Here is a 21,343-nt window from a genome sequence, read left to right as displayed (position 1 = left end):
GGTCGATGACCAGGGCCGCTTCTCTCGTGGTGCGCCTGAAGGGATTCGAACCCCCGACCTTCTGCTCCGGAGGCAGACGCTCTATCCACTGAGCTACAGGCGCGGGCGCCGACGCGGGAACCGCTCGGCACGGTGCACGAGACTACCAGCACCTGGAGGTCCGGGTGGCAACCGCCAGCACGGCGCCGGCCGACGGCTTTGTAGAATCGCCCGGTGACCCCCGACGAGCTCTCCGGAGCACTCAGCGCTGCCCTCGCCTCGGCCGTGGCCGACGGTACCCTCGCCCTTCCCGCCGACGCCGTCCCGGCCTCGGTCCACGTCGAGCGACCCCGGCAGCGCGAGCACGGTGACTGGGCCACCAACGTGGCGCTGCAGCTCGCGAAGAAGGCCGGCACCACCCCGCGGGCGCTCGCGGAGGACCTGGCCGCGCGCCTCGCGGCCACCCCCGGGGTCAAGGCGGCGGACGTCGCCGGGCCGGGCTTCCTCAACATCACGCTCGAGGCCGGCGCCGCGGGCGAGCTCGCCCGGACGATCGTCACCGCGGGGGAGGAGTACGGCCGCACCGACGCCCTCGCCGGCCAGGTGCACAACCTCGAGTACATCTCGGCCAACCCGACCGGCCCGCTGCACATCGGCCACACCCGCTGGGCCGCGCTCGGCGACGCCCTCGTGCGGATCATGCGCGCCGCGGGCGCCGACGTGACCGCCGAGTACTACATCAACGACGCCGGCGCGCAGATGGACAAGTTCGGCGCGTCGATCGTCGCGCGGGCCAAGGGTGAGGACGTGCCCGAGGGCGGCTACCCCGGCGAGTACGTCGCCGAGCGCGCCGCCGAGGTGCTGGAGCAGGAGCCCGGCCTTCTGTCCCTGCCCGCCGACGAGGCCGTCACGACCGCCCGCGAGCTCGGCTACCAGGCGCAGCTCGAGGCGATCCGCCGCACGCTCGACGCCTTCGGCGTGCACTTCGACGTGTGGTTCTCCGAGCGGACGCTGCACGCCTCGGGCGCGGTGGAGCAGGCCGTCGCGCGCCTGCGCGAGCAGGGCCACGTGTTCGACGTCGACGGCGCGGTCTGGCTGCGCACCACCGACTTCGGCGACGACAAGGACCGCGTGATGATCCGCGCGAACGGCGAGCCCACGTACTTCGCCGCCGACGCCGCCTACTACCTGTCCAAGAAGGACCGCGGGTTCCCGGGCAAGATCTACCTGCTCGGGGCCGACCACCACGGGTACATCAACCGCCTCAAGGCGATCGCCGCGTGCGCGGGCGACGACCCCGAGGCGAACATCGAGGTGCTCATCGGCCAGCTGGTGAACATCGGTGGCGAGCGGATGGGCAAGCGCCGCGGCAACGCCCTGTACATGGACGACCTCATCGAGTGGCTGGGAGCGGACGCGCTGCGCTACTCGCTCGCGCGCTACCCGGCGGACTCGCCGCTGTCGCTGTCGGGCGAGGAGATGCTCAAGCAGAGCAACGACAACCCCGTCTACTACGTGCAGTACGCGCACTCGCGCACCTGCGCCGTCGACCGGAACGCCGCGGACCGCGACGTCGTGCGCGTCGCCGCGGACGGCTCGGACGCCTTCGACCCGGCGCTGCTGACGCACGAGACCGAGACGGCGCTGGTGGGCGCGCTCACCGAGTTCCCGCGGATCGTGTCGCAGGCGGCCGAGCTGCGCGAGCCGCACCGCGTCGCGCGCTACCTCGAGTCCCTCGCCGCGGACTACCACAAGTGGTACCAGGAGTGCCGCGTGACGCCGTACCCGGACGAGGAGGTCACGGACACGCACCGCACGCGCCTGTGGCTGAACGACGCGGTGCGCCAGGTGCTCGCCAACGGGCTCGAGCTGCTCGGCGTGTCCGCGCCGGAGCGGATGTGACCGCCCCCGCGACCGGCGTCCTCGGCGTGCCCTGGTCGACCGGTGTCCGGCGGCGCGCCGACGGCGTCGTCGAGGTGGGCGGGGTCGGCGTGGACGCGCTCGCGGCCGAGCACGGCACCCCGTCGTACGTGCTCGACGAGGCGGACTTCCGCGCCCGCGCCCGCGGCTATCGCACCGCGTTCGCGACGGCCTTCGCGGAGGTGGGCACGGGCGTCGACGTCTACTACGCCGGGAAGGCCCTGCTCACCGTCGCGGTCGCGCGATGGGCCCGCGAGGAGGGGCTGCGCGTCGACACGGCGTCGGGCGGCGAGCTGGCCGTCGCACTGCGCGCGGGCGTCCCGGGAGCCGAGCTCGGCCTGCACGGCAACAACAAGTCGGACGACGAGATCCTCGCCGCCCTCGACGCGGGCGTCGGCCGGATCATCGTCGACTCCCTCGTGGAGGTGGGCCGGGTCGCAGCGCTGGCCGCCGCGCGCGGCGTCGTCGCGCCCGTCATGGTGCGTGTCACGACCGGGGTGCACGCCGGCGGGCACGAGTACATCTCCACCGCGCACGAGGACCAGAAGTTCGGGCTGTCCGTGAACCGGGGCGCGCTCGACGGCGACGGCGGTGACCCGCCGGCGATGCGGGCGCTGCTCGCGGTCGTCGCGCGGCCGGAGCTTCGCCTGCTGGGCATCCACTCCCACATCGGGTCGCAGATCCTCGACCCGGCGGGCTTCGAGGCGGCGGCGCGCGTCGTGCTGGCGCTGCGGGCGGAGCTCGCGGAGCGCACCGGCGTGCTCGTCGACGAGGTGGACCTCGGCGGCGGCTACGGCATCGCCTACCTGCCCGGCGAGGTGCCGCTGGACCCGGACCGCGTGGCCAAGGACGTGGCGAGCGCGGTGGCCGCCGTCTGCGCCGACCTCGGCACCCCGCTGCCGCGGATCTCCATCGAGCCGGGGCGCGCGATCGTCGGCCCGGCGGGGCTCACGCTCTACACGGTCGGCACCGTGAAGCCGGTGGCCCTCGACGACGGCCGCGTGCGCACCTACGTGTCCGTCGACGGCGGGATGAGCGACAACATCCGCCCCGCGCTGTACGAGGCGCAGTACCACGCGGAGCTCGTGGGCCGGACGTCGGAGGCCGCGCCGGTGCTGGCACGCGTCGTCGGCAAGCACTGCGAGAGCGGCGACATCGTCGTGCACGAGGTCATGCTGCCGGGCGACGTGCGCGCCGGGGACCTCCTCGCGGTCGCCGCGACGGGGGCCTACGGGCGGTCGATGGCATCGAACTACAACCTGCTGACGCGGCCGCCCGTGGTGGCCGTCGCCGACGGCGCCTCGCGCGTCCTCGTGCGGCGCGAGACGGTCGACGACCTGCTCGCGCTCGACCTCGGCTGAGGGCGTCGGGGCCGCCTGTGGACGGGCGGCCCCGACCCCGCGCCACGCGGCTATCCTGGCCACCGTCCCGGCATCCCGTTCCGAAGGTTCCCCCGTGCCCGCAGCCCCCGCCCCCGTGCCCCCGGCCGACCCGCGCCCCGTCCCCGGCGCGCTGCGCGTCGCCCTCCTCGGCTGCGGCGTGGTCGGGACGCAGGTGGCGCAGACGCTCGTCCGGCACGCCGACGAGCTCGCCGCCCGCGCCGGGACGCGCCTGGAGCTGGTGGGCATCGCCGTGCGCGACGCGAGCCGTCCACGCGACGGCGTCGGCACGGTCGTCCCGCGCGAGCTGCTCACCGAGGACGCGGAGTCGCTCGTGGACGGCGCGGACGTCGTCGTCGAGCTCATGGGCGGCATCGAGCCGGCCCGGGGGCTGATCCACCGCGCCATCGCCGGCGGTGCGAGCGTCGTGACGGCCAACAAGGCCCTCCTGGCGGCGCACGGCCCGGAGCTCTTCGAGGCCGCCGACGCCGCCGGCGTCGACCTCTCGTTCGAGGCGGCGGTCGCCGGCGCGATACCGATCGTCCGCCCGGTGCGCGAGTCGCTCGCGGGAGACCACGTGCGCCGCGTCCTCGGCATCGTCAACGGCACCACCAACTACGTCCTCGACCAGATGACGACGCACGGCCTCGATCTCGAGGAGGCCCTCAAGGAGGCGCAGAGCCTCGGGTACGCGGAGGCGGACCCGACGGCCGACGTCGGGGGGCACGACGCCGCCGCGAAGGCCGCGATCCTCGCGTCGCTGGCCTTCCACACCCGCGTCTCGCTGGCGCAGGTCGCGTGCGAGGGCATCACCGGCGTCACCGCCGCCGACGTCGCGGCCGCGCAGCAGACCGGTCACGTGGTGAAGCTGCTCGCGATCGCGGAGCAGACCGCGGAGGGCGTCTCGGTGCGCGTGCACCCGGCGCTCGTGCCGTCCGCGCACCCCCTCGCCGCCGTGCACGGCGCCTTCAACGCGGTGTTCGTCGAGGCCGACGACGCGGGCCCGCTCATGTTCTACGGCCAGGGCGCGGGCGGGCGGCCGACGTCCTCGGCGGTGCTCGGCGACCTGGTCTCCGCGGCGCGCGACCGGATCGTCGGCGGCCGCGGCCCGCGCGAGTCCGCCTACGCGTCGCTGCCGGTGCTGCCGCACGACGCCGCGGTCACGCGCTACCAGGTGCGCCTCGTCGTGGCGGACCGTCCGGGCGTCCTCGCGCAGGTCGCGCAGGTGCTGGCCGACCACGGGGTGTCGATCGACACCGTGCGGCAGGCCCCGGACGAGCCGTACGCCGTCGGCGTCGCCGAGGGCACCGCGGCGCTGCTGATCACCACGCACGCCGCCCGCGAGGCGTCGCTGGCCGCCACGGTCGCCGCCGTGCGCGGCCTCGACGCGGTGCACGAGATCACGTCCGTCCTGCGAGTCGAGGGAGCCTGACCATGCCTGCCCACCAGTGGCGCGGTGTCATCACCGAGTACGCCGACCGGCTGCCGGCCCACCTGCTCGAGCGCGTCGTGACGCTCGGGGAGGGCGGCACGCCGCTGGTGCCCGCCCCCGCGCTGTCGCAGCGCACCGGCGCGGACGTGTACGTCAAGGTCGAGGGCATGAACCCGACCGGGTCCTTCAAGGACCGGGGCATGACGGCGGCCATCTCCGCGGCGGCGGGTCGCGGCGCCAAGGCCGTGGTGTGCGCCTCGACGGGCAACACGTCCGCGTCGGCGGCCGCGTACGCCACCCGCGCCGGCATGACCTGCGTGGTCCTGGTGCCGGACGGCAAGATCGCGATGGGCAAGCTGAGCCAGGCGATCGCGCACGGCGCGCGACTGTTGCAGGTGGACGGCAACTTCGACGACTGCCTCGTGACGGCGCGCAAGCTCGCCGAGGTGTACCCGGTCGAGCTCGTGAACTCCGTCAACCCGGACCGCATCGAGGGGCAGAAGACCGCGGCGTTCGAGGTCGTCGACGCGCTCGGTGACGCCCCTGACATCCACTGCCTGCCGGTGGGCAACGCGGGGAACATCACCGCGTACTGGAGGGGCTACCGCGAGTACGCCGGCCTCGACGCCGGTGCCGCGGCGGGCGCGGTCGCCACGCGCACCCCGCAGATGTGGGGCTTCCAGGCCGCCGGCGCCGCGCCGATCGTCAAGGGCCACCCCGTGGACGAGCCGGAGACGATCGCCACCGCGATCCGCATCGGCAACCCGGCGTCGTGGGAGCAGGCCGAGGACGCGCGGGACACGTCGGGGGGTGTGATCGAGGCCGTCACCGACGAGGAGATCCTCGCCGCGCACCGCGTGCTCTCGGCCGAGGTGGGCGTCTTCGTGGAGCCGGCCTCCGCGGCGGGCGTCGCGGGCCTGCTCTCCCGCGCCGAGCGCGGGCTCGTCCCGGCCGGCGCGCGCGTCGTCGTGACCGTCACCGGCCACGGCCTCAAGGACCCGCAATGGGCGCTGCGCACGCCCGACGGCGGCGAGGTCGCGCCCACGCGGGTGAGCGCCGACGTCGTGTCCGTCGCCACCGCCCTCGGCCTCGACTGAGCCGACCCCCGCACGACACCCGCTTCGACCGGACCCCCGGGAGGGGAACGATGCAGCTCGGCGCCGACCACGTCCTCGTCCGCGTCCCGGCCACCAGCGCGAACCTCGGCCCGGGGTTCGACGCGATGGGGCTCGCCCTCGCCCTGCACGACGACCTGGAGGTCGAGCTCCTCGCCAGCGACGACGTCGTCATCGAGGTCGAGGGGGAGGGCGCCGGAGAGGTGCCCGACGGCGAGGACCACCTCGTCGTGCGCGCCCTGCGCCACACGCTCGACCTCGCGGGCGCGCCCCGCACCGGGCTCCGGCTGCGCTGCCTGAACCGGATCCCGCACGCGCGGGGGCTGGGCTCGTCGTCGGCGGCCGTGGTCTCGGGCATCGTCGCCGCGCGGGCCCTGCTGGCCGACCCGCACGTGCTCGACGCGGACGCGGTGCTGCGGATCGCGACCGAGTTCGAGGGGCACCCGGACAACGCGGCTCCCGCGATCCGCGGCGGGGCGACCCTCGCCTGGAGGTCGCCGGACGGACCGCGCGCCGTGGACCTCGACGTCGACGAGCGCATCGAGGCCACGGTGCTCGTGCCCGACCACCGCCTGGCCACGAGCCGCGCGCGCGGCGTGCTCCCGGCGGAGGTGCCGCACGGCGACGCCGCGTTCACGGCGGGCCGGGCGGGACTGCTGGTCGAGGCGCTGGCGCGGCGGCCGGAGCTGCTGCTCGACGCCACCGAGGACCGCCTGCACCAGGACTACCGGGCCGCAGTGATGGCCGGTTCGGCGGAGCTGCTGCGCGCGCTGCGGGCGGAGGGGCACGCGGCCACGATCTCGGGGGCGGGACCCACCGTCCTCGTGCTGACGTCGGGGGAGGGTACGGCCCGGCTCGACGGCGTGCTGGCCGAGCTCGTCGACGACGTGGCGGGCTGGCGCGTGCTGCGTCCGGGCGTCGACACCGGCGGCGCGGTCGCGCGGCGCGTGACCGGCGGAGGGGGCGCCGGGCCGCGCCGCGCGGGAGGCGGCGTGTCGGCCTCCGGACGGGCTCGAGGTGATATGATGCGGTGAGCCTTCGGGAACGACCGCGAGGGCACTCCCTCCCACCGCACGGCGCGTCCGCGTGCCCGGTCGGAGCCAGGTGCCTCGGTGGTTGCGATGCGGTGCACGACCCGCCGCGGCAGTCCCGTGAGAAGGCGAAACACAACCCCGCCAGCCGACGTCGTCGTACCACTGATGCGAGGTTCCACGCGTCCCGACGCCTCCCGCGCCAGGACGGCAGCCACCCCGGCCCGTGACATCTGAGGGCCGCATACGAGGGGGAAGGGTCCTTCGTGACGAACACCACCGACAGCCGGAACGGCTCCGCCGCATCCGGGAACCTGAGCTCGATGCGTCTCGCCGAGCTCCAGGCGCTGGCCTCCGGCATGGGCGTGAAGGGCACGTCCCGGATGCGCAAGAGCGACCTGCAGGACGCGATCCGGGCCGCGCGCGGCCAGGGCGCGCGCACCTCCGGTGCCCCGGTCGCCGCGGCGACCGCCGTGGCGCCCACGGTCCGCAGCGACGCCCCGGCCGAGCAGCCCGCGTCGTCCGACGCCCGCGCTCCCCGTGCCGAGGGCGCGGAGGCGCCGCGCCGTTCGCGCCGCGCCACCCGTTCGGCGGGCTCCGTCGAGGGCGAGGCCGCGTCGCAGCAGCGCGCGGCGGCCGACGCGGCGGCCCCCGCCGCGCAGCCCGCGCGCGGCACCGAGCAGCGCAACGAGCAGCGGGGCGAGCAGCGCTCCGACGCCGACCGCGAGGCGCGCCTGGCGCAGCTCGCCGAGGCCGTGGCGGCTCCGCGCGAGCGGGGCGGGCGTCGCGGCGGCGGCCAGAACAACGGCGGCCAGGGCGGCCAGAACAACGGTGGCCGCGACCAGGGCGACGGCGACGGCCAGCGCTCCGGTCAGGGTCGCTCGAACGAGGGCGGCTCCGGCCAGCAGGGTCAGCAGAACCAGCAGGGTCAGGGCGGCCAGCGGGACGACCGCCAGCGCCGCGCCGACCTCGACGACGAGCGCGGGTCGCGCCGTCGCCGCGGCCGGGACCGAGGCCGGGACCGCAAGCGCAGCCGTGGCGGCCGGGGCAACGGTCCGGACGTCGCGGGTCTCGAGGACGTCGAGGTGCGCGAGGACGACGTGCTGCTGCCCGTCGCCGGCGTGCTCGACATCCTCGACAACTACGCGTTCGTGCGGACCAGCGGCTACCTGCCGGGCGAGGGCGACGTCTACGTGTCGCTGAACCAGGTCAAGAAGGCCGGCCTGCGCCGCGGCGACGCGATCGTCGGCGCCATCCGCCAGCCCCGCGAGGGCGAGGAGCCGCCGGCGGGCAAGAACGTCCGCAGCAAGTTCAACGCCCTGGTGCGGCTCGACTCGGTCAACGGCATGTCGATCGACGAGGCCCGCCAGCGCCCCGAGTTCACCAAGCTGACGCCGCTGTACCCGCAGGAGCGGCTGCGCCTGGAGAACCCGGAGGCCACGCGCCTCACGCCCCGCGTGATCGACATCGTCGCCCCGATCGGCAAGGGCCAGCGCGGCCTCATCGTCGCGCCGCCCAAGGCCGGCAAGACGATCATCATGCAGCAGATCGCCAACGCGATCACCGCGAACAACCCCGAGGTCCACCTCATGGTGGTGCTCGTGGACGAGCGGCCCGAAGAGGTCACCGACATGGAGCGGACGGTCAAGGGCGAGGTCATCGCCTCGACGTTCGACCGCCCCGCGTCGGACCACACGATCGTCGCGGAGCTCGCCATCGAGCGGGCCAAGCGCCTGGTCGAGCTGGGCCAGGACGTCGTGGTGCTGCTCGACTCGCTCACCCGCCTGTCGCGCGCCTACAACCTGGCGGCGCCGGCGTCGGGCCGCATCCTCTCCGGTGGTGTGGACGCGGCGGCGCTCTACCCGCCGAAGAAGTTCTTCGGCGCGGCGCGCAACATCGAGAACGGCGGCTCGCTGACCATCCTCGCCTCGGCGCTCGTGGAGACGGGCTCCAAGATGGACGAGGTGATCTTCGAGGAGTTCAAGGGCACGGGCAACATGGAGCTGCGCCTGTCCCGCAACCTCGCCGACAAGCGGATCTTCCCGGCCGTGGACGTCAACGCGTCCGGCACGCGCCGCGAGGAGATCCTCATGGCGAAGGACGAGCTCGGCATCGTCTACAAGCTGCGCCGCGTGCTCGGCGCGCTGGACCAGCAGCAGGCCATCGAGCTGCTGCTCGGCCAGCTCAAGAAGACCAAGACCAACGTCGAGTTCCTGCTGCACGTGCAGAAGACGACGCCGGCCGGGCTCTCGGACGAGAACCCGGGCGAGACGATCTGACCCGCCTCGGAGTACCGAGCCCGCCGGGACCCGCACCGGGTCGCGGCGGGCTCGACCCGAGATTTCTTCAGGCCCTGCGCGGTCTGGCACAATAGTTCGTCGGCCATCCGGTTCACGGCCCGCGGTCCTGCGGGGCGACCCGGCGGCATCTCACCAAGGAGCATCATGAAGTCCGGTATCCACCCCGAGTACGTCGTCACCGAGGTGTCCTGCACCTGCGGCAACACGTTCACGACCCACAGCACCGCGACCTCCGGCAAGATCAACGTCGAGGTCTGCAGCGCCTGCCACCCGTTCTACACGGGCAAGCAGAAGATCCTCGACACCGGTGGCCGCGTCGCCCGCTTCCAGGCGCGCTACGGCAAGAAGAAGTAGCTGTCACGCAGCGCCGGTGGTCCGCCCGACAACCTCTCCAGGGGCAGTCGGACGACGGACCACCGGCGCTGCTGCATTTCCCACCGGTGGGTGAGGCAGCCGCCCCCACCTCGCAGAGATCGGGTGGCGCGGTCGAGCCGGGCCACCGGGAAGTCGGGGACGCGTCGTGAGCACGGAACCCTTCGCGGCCGCGCGGCCGCTGCTCGCCGAGCACGCCGAGATCGAGCGGGAGCTCGCCGACCCGGCCGTGCACGCCGACGCCGGCCGCGCCCGCTCCCTCGGGCGCCGGTACGCCGAGCTGAACCAGGTCGCCGCCGCGTACCGCGCGTGGGAGCAGGCGCACGACGACGCGGAGGCCGCCGCGGAGCTCGCCGCGGAGGACGAGGCGTTCGCCGCGGAGCTGCCGGGCCTGCGCGCCGCGGCCGACGAGGCCGCCGAGCGCCTGCGTCGCGTGCTCGTGCCCCGCGACCCCGACGACGCGCGCGACGTGATCCTCGAGATCAAGGCGGGGGAGGGCGGCGACGAGTCCGCGCTCTTCGCCGGCGACCTCCTGCGCATGTACCTCCGCTACGCCGAGCGGCGCGGCTGGACCACCCAGGTGCTCGACGCGACCGAGACGGAGCTCGGCGGGTACAAGGACGTGCAGGTCGCCGTCAAGGCGCGCAGCCTGACCGACCCGGCCGAGGGCGTCTGGGCCTCGCTCAAGTACGAGGGCGGCGTGCACCGCGTGCAGCGCGTGCCGGTCACGGAGTCGCAGGGCCGCATCCACACGTCGGCGGCCGGCGTCCTGGTGCTGCCCGAGGTCGACGACCCGGGCGAGGTCGAGGTCGACCCGAACGACCTGCGCATCGACGTCTACCGGTCGTCGGGGCCGGGCGGGCAGTCCGTGAACACGACGGACTCCGCCGTCCGCATCACCCACGTGCCGACGGGGATCGTGGTCTCGATGCAGAACGAGAAGTCGCAGCTGCAGAACAAGGAGCAGGCGATGCGGGTGCTGCGCGCCCGGCTGCTCGCCGCGCAGCAGGAGGCGGCCGCCGCGGCCGCCGCCGACGTGCGCCGCTCGCAGGTGCGCACCCTCGACCGCAGCGAGCGGATCCGCACCTACAACTTCCCCGAGAACCGCATCGCGGACCACCGCACCGGATACAAGGCGTACAACCTCGACCACGTGCTCGCGGGCGACCTCGACCCCGTGGTCCGCTCCGCGGTGGAGGCCGACGAGGCCGCGCGCCTGGCGGCGGCGGGCTCCGGTGACTGACGCCGGGCGCGCGGGCGCGGAGGGAGCGGGCGCGCCGACGCCTCCCGAGGCCGCGCCCGCGGCGGCGGGCCGTGCGGTGCGCTGGGCGACGGCGCGCCTCGCGGAGGCGGGCGTCCCGAGCCCCCGGGTGGACGCCGAGACGCTGCTCGCGCACGCCCTCGGCGTCGACCGTGCCGAGATGCGACGCCTCGCGGTGCTGGACCGCGACGTGCCGCCGGAGGTCGCGGAGCGGTTCTCCGCGGCCGTCGCCCGCCGGGCTGCCCGCGCGCCGCTGCAGCACCTCACGGGCGTCGCGCCGTTCCGCCATCTCGAGCTGGCGGTCGGCCCCGGCGTCTTCGTGCCCCGCCCGGAGACCGAGCAGGTGGCGCAGGTCGCGATCGACGAGGCGGCGCGGGTCGTCGCGCGCGACGGCGCGGCCGTCGTCGTCGACCTGTGCACCGGGTCGGGGGCCATCGCCCTGGCCGTCGCGACCGAGGTGCCCGGCGCCCGCGTGCACGCCGTGGAGCTCGACGTCGCGGCCCACGGCTGGGCGGCGCGCAACGTCGCGGCGGTGTCGCGGGACGCGGCCGGCGAGGTCAGCCGCGACGTCGTCCACCTGGTGCGCGGGGACGCGCGCACGGCGCTGCACGACCTGGACGGGACGGTCGACGTCGTCGTCTCGAACCCGCCCTACGTGCCGCCCGGCGCCGTCCCGCGCGACCCCGAGGTGGCCGAGCACGACCCGGCGGTGGCCCTGTACGGGCTGGGGGAGGACGGGCTCGAGGTGCCCCGCGGGGTGACCGCCGCCGCGGCCCGGCTGCTGCGGCCCGGCGGGCTTTACGTCATGGAGCACGCGGAGGTCCAGGACGCCGACGCGCGGGCGATGGTCGCGGCGCACGGCGGGTTCGGCCCCGCGGAGACCCGCGACGACCTCACCGGGCGGCCGCGGATGGTCGTGGCCCGACGCTCCGGCACCCGTGCCGACGGCGGTTCCGACGGCCCGGACGCGCGGCGGGCGGCCGGTCGAACCGTGACAGACTGGTCCCCGTGAGCAGCGTGCACGACGTCACCGACCCGAACACCTGGGGCCCTGCGATCGACGAGGCGGTGAACACGGTCTCTCGAGGCGGCCTCGTGGTGCTGCCGACCGACACCGTCTACGGCATCGGCGCCGACGCCTTCGACGCGGAGGCCGTCGCGGCCCTCCTCGCGGCCAAAGGCCGTGGCAGGCAGATGCCGCCCCCCGTGCTGGTTCCGGACGTGCGCACCCTCGACGGGCTGGCCACCGAGGTCCCCGACGACGCGCGCAAGCTCGTCGAGGCCTTCTGGCCCGGCGGGTTCACGATCATCCTGCGGGCGCAGCCGTCCCTGCAGTGGGACCTGGGGGAGACGCACGGCACCGTCGCGCTGCGCATGCCCGACCACCCCGCCGCGCTCGCGCTGCTGCGCCGCACCGGCCCCCTCGCGGTGTCCAGCGCCAACGCCTCCGGGAGCCCGGCCGCGCTCGACGTCGCGGACGCGCGCGCCCAGCTCGGCGACCCCGTGAGCACCTACCTCGACGGCGGTGACGCGCCCGGCGGCGTCGCCTCGACCATCGTCGACGCGACCGGCTCGCGGCTGCGTGTCGTGCGGCAGGGCGCCATCACGCTCGAGGCGCTCAACGAGGTCGCCCCCGTGCGCGGCGTCGACGAGCCCGACGAGGACGTCGCCGACGACGCGACGGACGAGAGCGCCGACGACGCGACGGACGACGTCGCGCCCGAGGCCGCCGACGCGAGCGCACCGGACGCCTCCGACGAGGCCGCCGTGCCGACCACCGAGGAGCCGGCCGCCCCGCCCGCGGAGGAGCCGGCCGGGTGAGGGCATATCTGCTCCTGATGCTCGTCTCGGCGGCGGTCACGTACCTGGCCACCCCGGGAGCGCGGTGGGTCGCGCGCCGGACGGGCGCGATCTCGGCGGTCCGCGACCGCGACGTGCACCTGAGACCGACGCCCCGCCTGGGCGGGCTGGCGATGCTGCTCGGCATCGTCGTCGCCGTCGTGCTGGCCTCGCAGATGCCGTTCCTGTCGGGGGTCTTCGCGACCGGGCCGCAGGCGTGGGGCATCGTGGGCGGCGCGACGATCGTGTGCCTGCTGGGCTGGGCCGACGACGTGTGGGACCTGGACTGGATGACCAAGCTCGCGGGGCAGGCCCTCGCGGCGGGCTTCATGGCGTGGCAGCAGGTGCAGCTCACGTCGCTGCCGACGCCGGACGGGCTGTTCATCACGTCGTCCCGGCTGTCCCTGTTCGCGACGATCCTCGTGGTCGTCGTGGCGATGAATGCGGTGAACTTCGTCGACGGGCTGGACGGCCTGGCCGCGGGCCTGATCGCCATCGGCGGCACCGCCTTCCTGCTCTACACGTACGGGCTCACGCAGCAGGCGACCCCGGAGAACTACGCGAACCTCGCGACCCTGATGCTGGCCGTCCTGGTGGGCGCGTGCCTCGGCTTCCTGCCGCACAACTTCTTCCCGTCGCACATCTTCATGGGCGACTCCGGCTCGATGGTGCTGGGCCTGGTGTTCGCCGGCGCGGCGATCACGATCACGGGCAACGTCGACGCGGTCTCGACCGGCGACGCGCTCTCGGGCGCGCAGCGGGTGCCGCTGTTCATCCCGCTGCTGCTGCCGGTGGCGGTCGTGCTGCTGCCGCTGCTGGACATGGGGATGGCGGTGGTGCGCCGCCTGGCCGCGGGCAAGTCCCCGTTCCACCCGGACCGCATGCACCTGCACCACCGCATGCTGGCGCTGGGGCACTCCCACCGCCGCGCGGTGCTGATCCTGTACGTGTGGGCCGCCGTGTTCTCGTTCGGCGCGGCCGCGCTGGTGATGTGGGACTGGCGGGCCGTGCTCGTCGGGCTCGGCGTCGCCGTGGTCGTCGCGCTGCTGCTCACCCTCGGCCCGCTGCGCACGCGGGGCCGCTTCCTCGACGACGACGTGGCCACCGGCAGCCACCCGGCCGTCGCGCCGCCCGCCGCGCACCCCGCGCCGGCCGCGTCCACCACGACCTCGCCGACCCCCGCGGCCCCGGCCGCGCCCACCCTGACGACGCACGAAGGACGCCCGTGATGACGACGCCCGACAGCTCCGGCCCGACGCCCGATCCCGCCCAGGACGGACCGGCGACGGACGCCGCCGCCGCGGGCGAGCACGCCACCGACGCCGAGCGGCGGGTGCTGCGGGCCGCGCTGCGGGACACGCTGCTGCTGGTCGGCGCCCTCGTGGTGCTGGGCGGCGGCGTCGGCCTGCTGGTCGCGGGGCTGCCCGGGCTGTGGGGCGCGCTGGTGGGCGCGGGGATCGCGGCGTTCTTCTGCGCGACGACGATCTGGTCGATGATGAAGACGGTCGGGTCGAGCCCGGCCCGCATGGCGGCGTTCGTCATGGGGGCGTGGGTGGCCAAGATCGTCGTCCTCATCGTGGTGCTCGCGCTGCTCAAGGGCGCGACGTTCTACGACCCGTGGGTGCTCATCGCGGTGCTCGCCGTGGGGGCGATCGGCTCGGCGCTGCTGGACTACCGCGCCGTGAACGCCGGGCGCGTGCCCTACGTGCAGCCGTGACCGCGCTCCCCTGACCAGGGTGCTTGCGTCAGGCGACGATCCGTCGCCGAGGGCAACATCGTGCGCTTCTTCACAAGCCGCGTGATCTTGCCGGAAAAACTGTTCTGGGGTGTCGGAGCACCTGTGAACATCCGGTAGGCTGTTCGCGAATCCATGACGGCCAGGTCCGATGGCGTGCCCTCCCAGGAGTGGAGCGCCCGGACCGTACGACCTCCGGGAGAACCCCCTGTCTACGCCAGCGATCCCCCTGCTGCTCGCCGCCGAAGGCGGCGGCTTCGAGCCGCCGACGATCGCGGACTTCTTCCCGCCGGCGATCTTCTTCGAGGGCACCCCCTTCGAGTTCAACCGGATCATGCTGGTCCGCGTCATCATGGCCACCGTCCTGCTGCTGGTGTTCTGCCTCGCGGCGCGTCGTGCCCGCCTGGTGCCCGGCCGGTTCCAGAACGGCGTCGAGATGGTCCTCGACTTCGTGCGCAACTCGATCGCGATCGAGGTGCTCGGCCAGGAGAACGGCCGCAAGTACTTCAAGCTGCTCGCGACGATCTTCTGCACCGTCCTGGTCATGAACATCGCGGCGGTCATCCCGTTCCTCAACATCGCGGGAACCTCGGTCATCGGTCTGCCGATCGTGCTGGCGGCGTGGACGTACGTCATGTACCTCGGCGCGGGCGTCAAGGCGCACGGCGTCGGCGGCTTCCTCAAGAACTCGCTGCTGCCGCCGGGTGTGCCGAAGGCGCTCTACCTGCTGCTGGTGCCGATCGAGGCGCTGCAGGTGTTCGTCCTGCGCCCCGCGACGCTCGTCATCCGACTCCTGGCCAACATGGTCGCCGGGCACCTCATGCTCGCGATCTGCTTCGCCGCCACGTCGTTCTTCCTCTTCGACTCCGCCGGCGCGATGAAGCTGTTCGGCGCGGGCACGTTCGTGGCCGGCTTCGCGTTCTTCTTCTTCGAGATCTTCGTGGCCGCCCTGCAGGCCTACGTCTTCGCGATCCTCACCGCCGTCTACCTCAACATGTCCGTCGAGGCGGAGCACTGACCGTCTCGCGGTTCCCGGCCTGAGCCGGACCCCAGCTCCACCACCTGCACTCAGAAAGAGACGCCGGGCCACCCGAGGCCCGGCGCCCAACGGAAGGAAACCCAGTGGACGTCACCACCCTCGCCGAGGTCAGCGGAAACATCGGCACCATCGGTTACGGCCTCGCGGCGGTCGGCCCGGGCATCGGCCTCGGCATCCTCATCGGCAAGACGATCGAGGGCATGGCCCGCCAGCCCGAGGTCTCCAGCCAGCTCCGTACCACGATGTTCATCGGTATCGCCTTCGTCGAGGTGCTCGCGCTCCTCGGCCTGGTGGCCGGCTTCATCGTCCCGGCGTGATGGCCTCCCCCCTGAGCACCTCGACCGCGGGCGTCGTCGCCGCGGAGGAGGGGAACCAGAACATCCTGCTGCCGCACACGCCGGACATCGTGTGGTCGCTGATCATCGTGATCATCGTCGGGATCGTGTTCTACAAGTACGTCCTGCCCAAGTTCCAGGCCGTGCTCGACGAGCGCACCGCGAAGATCGAGGGTGGCATCGCCAAGGCGGAGAAGGCGCAGGAGGAGGCCGCGGAGGCGCTGAAGGAGTACCACCAGCAGCTGGCCGAGGCCCGTGCGGACGCCGCGAAGACCCGCGAGGAGGCGCGTGCCGAGGGCACCGCCATCGTCGCGGAGCTGCGCACCAAGGCGCACGACGAGGCCGCGCGCATCGTCGAGACGGCGCACCGCCAGATCGAGGCCGAGCGCCAGACGGCGGCGGTCTCGCTGCGCACCGAGGTCGGGGAGCTGGCCACGGAGCTGGCGTCCAAGATCGTCGGCGAGTCGCTGCAGGACTCCGCGCGCCAGTCGCGTGTCGTCGACCGCTTCCTCGACGAGCTCGAGGCTGCGGGCGAGCCGGCGCCGGTCGGCAAGGAGGGCTGATGCGGGGCACCAGCGGAGCATCCCTCGGCGCGGCGCAGGAGCGGTTCGAGCCGGTCCTGCGGTCCGCGGGGGCCGACGCGCAGACGCTCGGCGAGCAGCTGTTCGTCGTCGTCGACGCCCTGGACTCCTCCGGGCCGCTGCGCCGGTCGCTCGCCGACCCGTCGCGCGAGGTCGAGGACCGTGCGGCCCTCGCCGGGCGCGTGCTGGCCGGCGGCTTCGACGAGCGCGTCGTGGAGCTCGTCACCGGGCTGGCGCGGTCGCGCTGGGCCGGCGACCGGGACCTCGTGGACGCCGTGGAGCGCCTCGGGCTCGACGCCCTGCTGGCGTCCGCCGAGGCGCGGGGCGCCCTCGAGACGGTCGAGGACGAGCTGTTCCGGCTGACCCGGGCCCTCGTCGGCCAGCGCGAGGCACGGCAGGTGCTCTCGGACGACTCGACCGACCCCGCGCGTCGCACGGCGTTCGTCGACACCCTGCTCTCGGGCAAGGTGGACGACGTCACGCAGGCGCTCGCCCGTCGGGCCACCACCACCCTCCGCGGCCGCCGCTTCGTGGCGACGCTGCTGTGGTACGGCGAGATCGCGGCCGAGCGTCGTCGTCGCCTCGTGGCCATGGTCACCAGCGGCGCCGTGCTCAGCCAGTCCCAGCAGGACCGGCTCGCCGGTCTGCTCGAGCGGGCCTACGGGCGTGCCGTGCAGCTCAACGTCACGGTCGACCCGACCGTGATCGGTGGCCTGCGCATCCAGGTCGGCGCGGACGTCGTCGACTCCACCGTGCTGTCCCGCCTGGCCGACGCCCGTCGCCGGCTGGCCGGCTAAACCTTCCCAGGCCCAGCGCCGGCCCCGGTCGGCTACGCAGAACGTGAGGCCGCGCGATATGCGGCCACGACAGGAGAGAGCAATGGCTGAGCTGACGATCCGGCCGGAGGAGATCCGCGCCGCTCTGGACAGCTTCGTGAAGTCGTACGAGCCCGAGGGCGCGGTCAGCGAGGAGGTCGGCCGCGTCACCGTCGCCGCCGACGGCATCGCCTACGTCGAGGGCCTCCCCGGCGCGATGGCGAACGAGCTGCTGCGCTTCGAGGACGGCACGCTCGGCCTCGCCCTGAACCTGGACGTCCGGGAGATCGGCGTCGTCGTCCTCGGCGAGTTCACGGGCATCGAGGAAGGGCAGGAGGTCCGCCGCACCGGCGAGGTCCTGTCCGTCCCCGTGGGCGAGGGCTACCTCGGCCGCGTCGTGGACCCGCTGGGCAACCCGATCGACGGTCTGGGCGAGATCGAGAGCGAGGGCCGCCGCGCCCTCGAGCTCCAGGCGCCCGGCGTCATGCAGCGCAAGTCGGTGCACGAGCCGCTGCAGACCGGCATGAAGGCGATCGACTCGATGATCCCGATCGGTCGCGGTCAGCGTCAGCTGATCATCGGCGACCGGCAGACCGGCAAGACCGCGATCGCGATCGACACGATCATCAACCAGAAGGCCAACTGGGAGTCGGGCGACCCGAGCAAGCAGGTCCGCTGCATCTACGTCGCCGTCGGCCAGAAGGGCTCGACGATCGCCTCCGTGCGCGGCGCTCTCGAGGAGGCCGGCGCGCTCGAGTACACGACGATCGTCGCGGCCCCCGCGTCCGACCCCGCGGGCTTCAAGTACATCGCCCCGTACACAGGCTCGGCCATCGGCCAGCACTGGATGTACCAGGGCAAGCACGTCCTGGTCATCTTCGACGACCTGTCGAAGCAGGCCGAGGCCTACCGTGCCGTGTCGCTGCTGCTGCGCCGCCCGCCGGGCCGCGAGGCGTACCCCGGTGACGTCTTCTACCTGCACTCCCGCCTGCTCGAGCGTTGCGCGAAGCTCTCGGACGAGCTGGGCGCGGGCTCGATGACCGGTCTGCCGATCATCGAGACGAAGGCGAACGACGTGTCGGCGTACATCCCGACCAACGTCATCTCCATCACCGACGGCCAGATCTTCCTGCAGTCGGACCTCTTCAACGCCGACCAGCGCCCGGCGGTCGACGTCGGCATCTCCGTCTCCCGAGTCGGTGGCGACGCGCAGATCAAGGCGATGAAGAAGGTCTCCGGCACGCTGAAGCTCGAGCTGGCGCAGTACCGCTCGCTCGAGGCCTTCGCGATGTTCGCGTCCGACCTCGACGCGGCGTCCCGCGGCCAGCTGGCCCGCGGCGCGGTGCTCATGGAGCTGCTCAAGCAGCCCCAGTACACGCCGTACCCGGTCGAGGACCAGGTCGCGTCCGTGTGGGCCGGCACCAAGGGCAAGCTCGACGACGTCCCCGTCGAGGACGTCAAGCGGTTCGAGTCCGAGATGCTCGACCACCTGCGTCGCCACACCTCGGTGCTCACCACGATCGCCGAGACCGGCAAGCTCGAGCAGGACACGGAGGACGCGCTCGCCGCGGCCGTCGAGGACGTCCGCAACGGCTTCCTCAAGGCTGACGGCACCCCGCTCGTGGGCGGCGACGCCGACGACGAGTCCGCCGACGTCGAGCAGGAGCAGCTCGTCGTGCAGAAGAAGGCCTGAGCATGGCCGGTGGATCCCAGCGCATCTACAAGCAGCGGATCAAGTCGACGCAGTCGCTGAAGAAGATGTTCCGCGCGCAGGAGCTGATCGCGGCCTCCCGCATCGGCAAGGCGCGGGCGCGCACCGCCGCGGCGGCGCCGTACGAGCGGGCGATCACCCGCGCGGTGTCGGGCGTGGCGACGCACACGTCGACCAAGCACCCGCTCACCAGCGAGCGGCACGACACGGACCGCGTCGCGGTCCTCGTGATCGCGTCCGACCGCGGCATGGCCGGCGCCTACTCGGCGTCGATCATCCGCGAGGCGGAGCGGCTCGTGGGGCAGCTGCAGGAGGCCGGCAAGACGGTCGACCTGTACGCCGCCGGTCGTCGTGCCGTGTCGTACTACCGCTACCGCGGGCGTCAGCTCGCGGGGCAGTGGTCGTACGGGTCGGACAGCCCGGACTCGGACGTCGCGGGCGAGATCGCCGACGGCCTGCTCGGGGCGTTCCTCGCCCCGGCGGACGAGGGCGGCGTCGGCGAGCTGCACGTCGTGTACACGCAGTTCGTCAACATGGTCACGCAGCGGCCCCGCGTGGTGCGGATGCTCCCGCTCGAGGTCGTCGAGGGCGTGGCCGCGCCCGGCGAGCACGACACGTTCCCGCTGTACGACTTCGAGCCGTCGCCGGAGAGCGTCCTCGACGCGCTCCTACCGCGCTACGTCCGCAGCCGCATCTTCAGCTTCATGCTCGACGCCGCGGCGTCCGAGCTGGCCGCGCGCCAGCGGGCGATGCACACGGCAACGGACAACGCCGAGGACCTGATCCGCACCTACACGCGCCTGGCGAACCAGGCCCGCCAGGCGGACATCACCCAGGAGATCAGCGAGATCGTCTCGGGTGCCGACGCCCTCGCGGCGTCATGACGCCGGCCACGGCTCCTGTTGAGCCGGCTCTGACGACCGCCCAGACATCCGCAACGTTCCTTTCGAAGCGAGGCAAGCAATGACCGCCACCACCGTGGAAGCCCCGGTCGAGCACCAGAGCGGACCCGGCGTGGGCCGGGTCGCGCGCGTGATCGGCCCCGTCGTCGACATCGAGTTCCCCGAGGACGCGATCCCCGACATCTACAACGCCCTCACGGTCGACATCGACCTGTCGAGCCAGGGCGAGGGCGAGAAGACCTTCACCCTCATGCTCGAGGTCGCCCAGCACCTGGGCGACGGCCTGGTCCGTGCGATCGCGCTGAAGCCGACGGACGGCCTCGTGCGCGGCGCCGTCGTCACCGACACCGGTGCGCCGATCAGCGTGCCCGTCGGCGACATCACCAAGGGCAAGGTCTTCAACGTGACCGGCGACGTCCTCAACCTCGCCGAGGGGGAGAAGTTCGAGGTCACCGAGCGCTGGCCGATCCACCGGAAGCCCCCGGCCTTCGACCAGCTCGAGTCGAAGACCGAGATGTTCGAGACCGGCATCAAGTCGATCGACCTCCTCACCCCGTACGTGCAGGGTGGGAAGATCGGCCTCTTCGGTGGTGCGGGCGTCGGCAAGACGGTCCTCATCCAGGAGATGATCCAGCGCGTCGCGCAGGACCACGGCGGCGTGTCCGTGTTCGCCGGCGTCGGCGAGCGCACCCGTGAGGGCAACGACCTCATCGCCGAGATGGAGGAGGCCGGCGTCTTCGACAAGACGGCCCTGGTCTTCGGCCAGATGGACGAGCCGCCGGGCACGCGTCTGCGCGTCGCCCTGTCGGCGCTCACGATGGCGGAGTACTTCCGCGACGTGCGCAAGCAGGACGTGCTGCTCTTCATCGACAACATCTTCCGGTTCACGCAGGCCGGCTCCGAGGTGTCGACGCTGCTGGGCCGCATGCCGTCCGCGGTGGGCTACCAGCCGAACCTCGCCGACGAGATGGGCCTCCTGCAGGAGCGCATCACCTCGACGCGCGGCCACTCGATCACCTCGCTGCAGGCGATCTACGTGCCGGCCGACGACTACACCGACCCGGCGCCGGCGACCACGTTCGCCCACCTGGACGCGACGACCGAGCTCTCCCGCGAGATCGCGTCGAAGGGTCTGTACCCGGCGATCGACCCGCTGACCTCGACGTCCCGCATCCTCGACCCGCGTTACGTGGGCCAGGAGCACTACGACGTGGCCACCCAGGTGAAGTCGATCCTGCAGCGCAACAAGGAGCTGCAGGACATCATCGCGATCCTCGGTGTGGACGAGCTCTCGGAGGAGGACAAGACGGTCGTCGCGCGTGCGCGCCGCATCCAGCAGTTCCTCTCCCAGAACACCTACATGGCGAAGAAGTTCACCGGCGTGGAGGGCTCCACCGTGCCGCTCGCCGAGACCATCGAGGCGTTCAAGAAGATCGCCGAGGGCGAGTTCGACCACATCGCCGAGCAGGCGTTCTACAACATCGGTGGCCTCGAGATGCTCGAGGAGAACTGGGCCCGGATCCAGAAGGAGTACGGGGCCTGACCCATGGACGTCGGCGACGAGGTCCTCGTCGCCTTCGACCGGGGCGCCCTCGAC

At 73.3% G+C, this 21,343-nt stretch carries 19 protein-coding genes and 1 tRNA gene; 19 read left to right on the top strand and 1 reads right to left on the bottom strand.

Translation table 11 applies throughout. The annotated features are described in order from the left end of the window. Positions 1-27: 27 nt before the first annotated feature. Positions 28-103, bottom strand: a tRNA-Arg gene (locus tag ACFWDO_RS17275). A gap of 110 nt (positions 104-213) precedes the next feature. Here ACFWDO_RS17275 and argS point away from each other — a divergent pair. From argS to atpD, 19 genes are all read left to right on the top strand, one after another. Further along, positions 214-1,881, top strand: coding sequence for an arginine--tRNA ligase (gene argS, locus ACFWDO_RS17270; protein WP_380325169.1), 1,668 nt, complete (start codon positions 214-216; stop codon positions 1,879-1,881). Next, positions 1,878-3,260: a diaminopimelate decarboxylase gene (lysA, locus tag ACFWDO_RS17265; protein ID WP_380325166.1), complete on the top strand. Its 1,383-nt coding sequence runs from the start codon at positions 1,878-1,880 to the stop codon at positions 3,258-3,260. Before argS ends, lysA begins: the two co-directional genes overlap by 4 nt. A gap of 94 nt (positions 3,261-3,354) precedes the next feature. Next, complete coding sequence (locus ACFWDO_RS17260; RefSeq protein WP_380325163.1) at positions 3,355-4,710, top strand: homoserine dehydrogenase; 1,356 nt, start codon at positions 3,355-3,357, stop codon at positions 4,708-4,710. A 2-nt stretch (positions 4,711-4,712) separates the two neighbouring features. After that, positions 4,713-5,807, top strand: a complete 1,095-nt coding sequence (thrC, locus tag ACFWDO_RS17255; RefSeq protein WP_380325160.1) for a threonine synthase — start codon at positions 4,713-4,715, stop codon at positions 5,805-5,807. Between the two features lie 50 nt (positions 5,808-5,857). Next, positions 5,858-6,859 (top strand): homoserine kinase, encoded by a 1,002-nt coding sequence (gene thrB, locus ACFWDO_RS17250; protein WP_380325157.1) that lies wholly within the window; start codon positions 5,858-5,860, stop codon positions 6,857-6,859. Between the two features lie 263 nt (positions 6,860-7,122). Then, positions 7,123-9,135, top strand: coding sequence for a transcription termination factor Rho (gene rho, locus ACFWDO_RS17245; RefSeq protein ID WP_380325154.1), 2,013 nt, complete (start codon positions 7,123-7,125; stop codon positions 9,133-9,135). Positions 9,136-9,300: 165 nt separating this feature from the next. Then, positions 9,301-9,510, top strand: coding sequence for a 50S ribosomal protein L31 (gene rpmE, locus ACFWDO_RS17240; protein ID WP_380325151.1), 210 nt, complete (start codon positions 9,301-9,303; stop codon positions 9,508-9,510). A gap of 166 nt (positions 9,511-9,676) precedes the next feature. After that, complete coding sequence (gene prfA / locus ACFWDO_RS17235; RefSeq protein WP_380324440.1) at positions 9,677-10,771, top strand: peptide chain release factor 1; 1,095 nt, start codon at positions 9,677-9,679, stop codon at positions 10,769-10,771. Positions 10,772-10,847: 76 nt separating this feature from the next. Continuing rightward, a complete protein-coding gene (gene prmC / locus ACFWDO_RS17230; protein ID WP_380324468.1) occupies positions 10,848-11,801 on the top strand; it encodes a peptide chain release factor N(5)-glutamine methyltransferase in 954 nt (317 codons plus the stop codon). A gap of 5 nt (positions 11,802-11,806) precedes the next feature. Next, entirely contained in the window at positions 11,807-12,610 is an 804-nt protein-coding gene (locus ACFWDO_RS17225; RefSeq protein WP_380324471.1) for an L-threonylcarbamoyladenylate synthase, read from the top strand. Further along, positions 12,607-13,857, top strand: coding sequence for a glycosyltransferase family 4 protein (locus ACFWDO_RS17220; RefSeq protein WP_380324443.1), 1,251 nt, complete (start codon positions 12,607-12,609; stop codon positions 13,855-13,857). Before ACFWDO_RS17225 ends, ACFWDO_RS17220 begins: the two co-directional genes overlap by 4 nt. Continuing rightward, positions 13,857-14,345 (top strand): hypothetical protein, encoded by a 489-nt coding sequence (locus ACFWDO_RS17215; protein ID WP_380324446.1) that lies wholly within the window; start codon positions 13,857-13,859, stop codon positions 14,343-14,345. Before ACFWDO_RS17220 ends, ACFWDO_RS17215 begins: the two co-directional genes overlap by 1 nt. A gap of 169 nt (positions 14,346-14,514) precedes the next feature. Further along, positions 14,515-15,381: a F0F1 ATP synthase subunit A gene (gene atpB / locus ACFWDO_RS17210; RefSeq protein ID WP_380324450.1), complete on the top strand. Its 867-nt coding sequence runs from the start codon at positions 14,515-14,517 to the stop codon at positions 15,379-15,381. Between the two features lie 104 nt (positions 15,382-15,485). Beyond that, positions 15,486-15,719 (top strand): ATP synthase F0 subunit C, encoded by a 234-nt coding sequence (locus ACFWDO_RS17205; protein ID WP_380324453.1) that lies wholly within the window; start codon positions 15,486-15,488, stop codon positions 15,717-15,719. Continuing rightward, a complete protein-coding gene (locus tag ACFWDO_RS17200) occupies positions 15,719-16,300 on the top strand; it encodes a F0F1 ATP synthase subunit B (protein WP_380324474.1) in 582 nt (193 codons plus the stop codon). Before ACFWDO_RS17205 ends, ACFWDO_RS17200 begins: the two co-directional genes overlap by 1 nt. Beyond that, positions 16,300-17,115, top strand: a complete 816-nt coding sequence (locus ACFWDO_RS17195; RefSeq protein ID WP_380324456.1) for a F0F1 ATP synthase subunit delta — start codon at positions 16,300-16,302, stop codon at positions 17,113-17,115. The genes ACFWDO_RS17200 and ACFWDO_RS17195 overlap by 1 nt, the downstream gene beginning before the upstream one ends. An 82-nt stretch (positions 17,116-17,197) precedes the next feature. Then, positions 17,198-18,826 (top strand): F0F1 ATP synthase subunit alpha, encoded by a 1,629-nt coding sequence (gene atpA, locus ACFWDO_RS17190; protein WP_380324459.1) that lies wholly within the window; start codon positions 17,198-17,200, stop codon positions 18,824-18,826. Positions 18,827-18,828: 2 nt separating this feature from the next. Next, positions 18,829-19,728: a F0F1 ATP synthase subunit gamma gene (locus ACFWDO_RS17185; RefSeq protein ID WP_380324462.1), complete on the top strand. Its 900-nt coding sequence runs from the start codon at positions 18,829-18,831 to the stop codon at positions 19,726-19,728. Between the two features lie 79 nt (positions 19,729-19,807). Beyond that, positions 19,808-21,289, top strand: coding sequence for a F0F1 ATP synthase subunit beta (gene atpD, locus ACFWDO_RS17180; protein ID WP_380324465.1), 1,482 nt, complete (start codon positions 19,808-19,810; stop codon positions 21,287-21,289). Positions 21,290-21,343 lie beyond the last annotated feature (54 nt).

The sequence above is a fragment of the Isoptericola sp. NPDC060185 genome, assembly GCF_042728595.1.
GTDB lineage: Bacteria > Actinomycetota > Actinomycetes > Actinomycetales > Cellulomonadaceae > Isoptericola.
This window is presented reverse-complemented; position numbering and strand designations above follow the sequence as displayed.

Coding starts and splice junctions, on each gene's coding strand:
- ACFWDO_RS17215 (WP_380324446.1), top strand. CDS start 13,857: ATGACGACGCCCGACAGCTCCGGCCCGACGCCCGATCCCGCCCAGGAC.
- ACFWDO_RS17185 (WP_380324462.1), top strand. CDS start 18,829: ATGGCCGGTGGATCCCAGCGCATCTACAAGCAGCGGATCAAGTCGACG.
- atpD (WP_380324465.1), top strand. CDS start 19,808: ATGACCGCCACCACCGTGGAAGCCCCGGTCGAGCACCAGAGCGGACCC.
- atpB (WP_380324450.1), top strand. CDS start 14,515: ATGGCGTGCCCTCCCAGGAGTGGAGCGCCCGGACCGTACGACCTCCGG.
- ACFWDO_RS17200 (WP_380324474.1), top strand. CDS start 15,719: ATGGCCTCCCCCCTGAGCACCTCGACCGCGGGCGTCGTCGCCGCGGAG.
- atpA (WP_380324459.1), top strand. CDS start 17,198: ATGGCTGAGCTGACGATCCGGCCGGAGGAGATCCGCGCCGCTCTGGAC.
- thrC (WP_380325160.1), top strand. CDS start 4,713: ATGCCTGCCCACCAGTGGCGCGGTGTCATCACCGAGTACGCCGACCGG.
- rpmE (WP_380325151.1), top strand. CDS start 9,301: ATGAAGTCCGGTATCCACCCCGAGTACGTCGTCACCGAGGTGTCCTGC.
- thrB (WP_380325157.1), top strand. CDS start 5,858: ATGCAGCTCGGCGCCGACCACGTCCTCGTCCGCGTCCCGGCCACCAGC.
- ACFWDO_RS17195 (WP_380324456.1), top strand. CDS start 16,300: ATGCGGGGCACCAGCGGAGCATCCCTCGGCGCGGCGCAGGAGCGGTTC.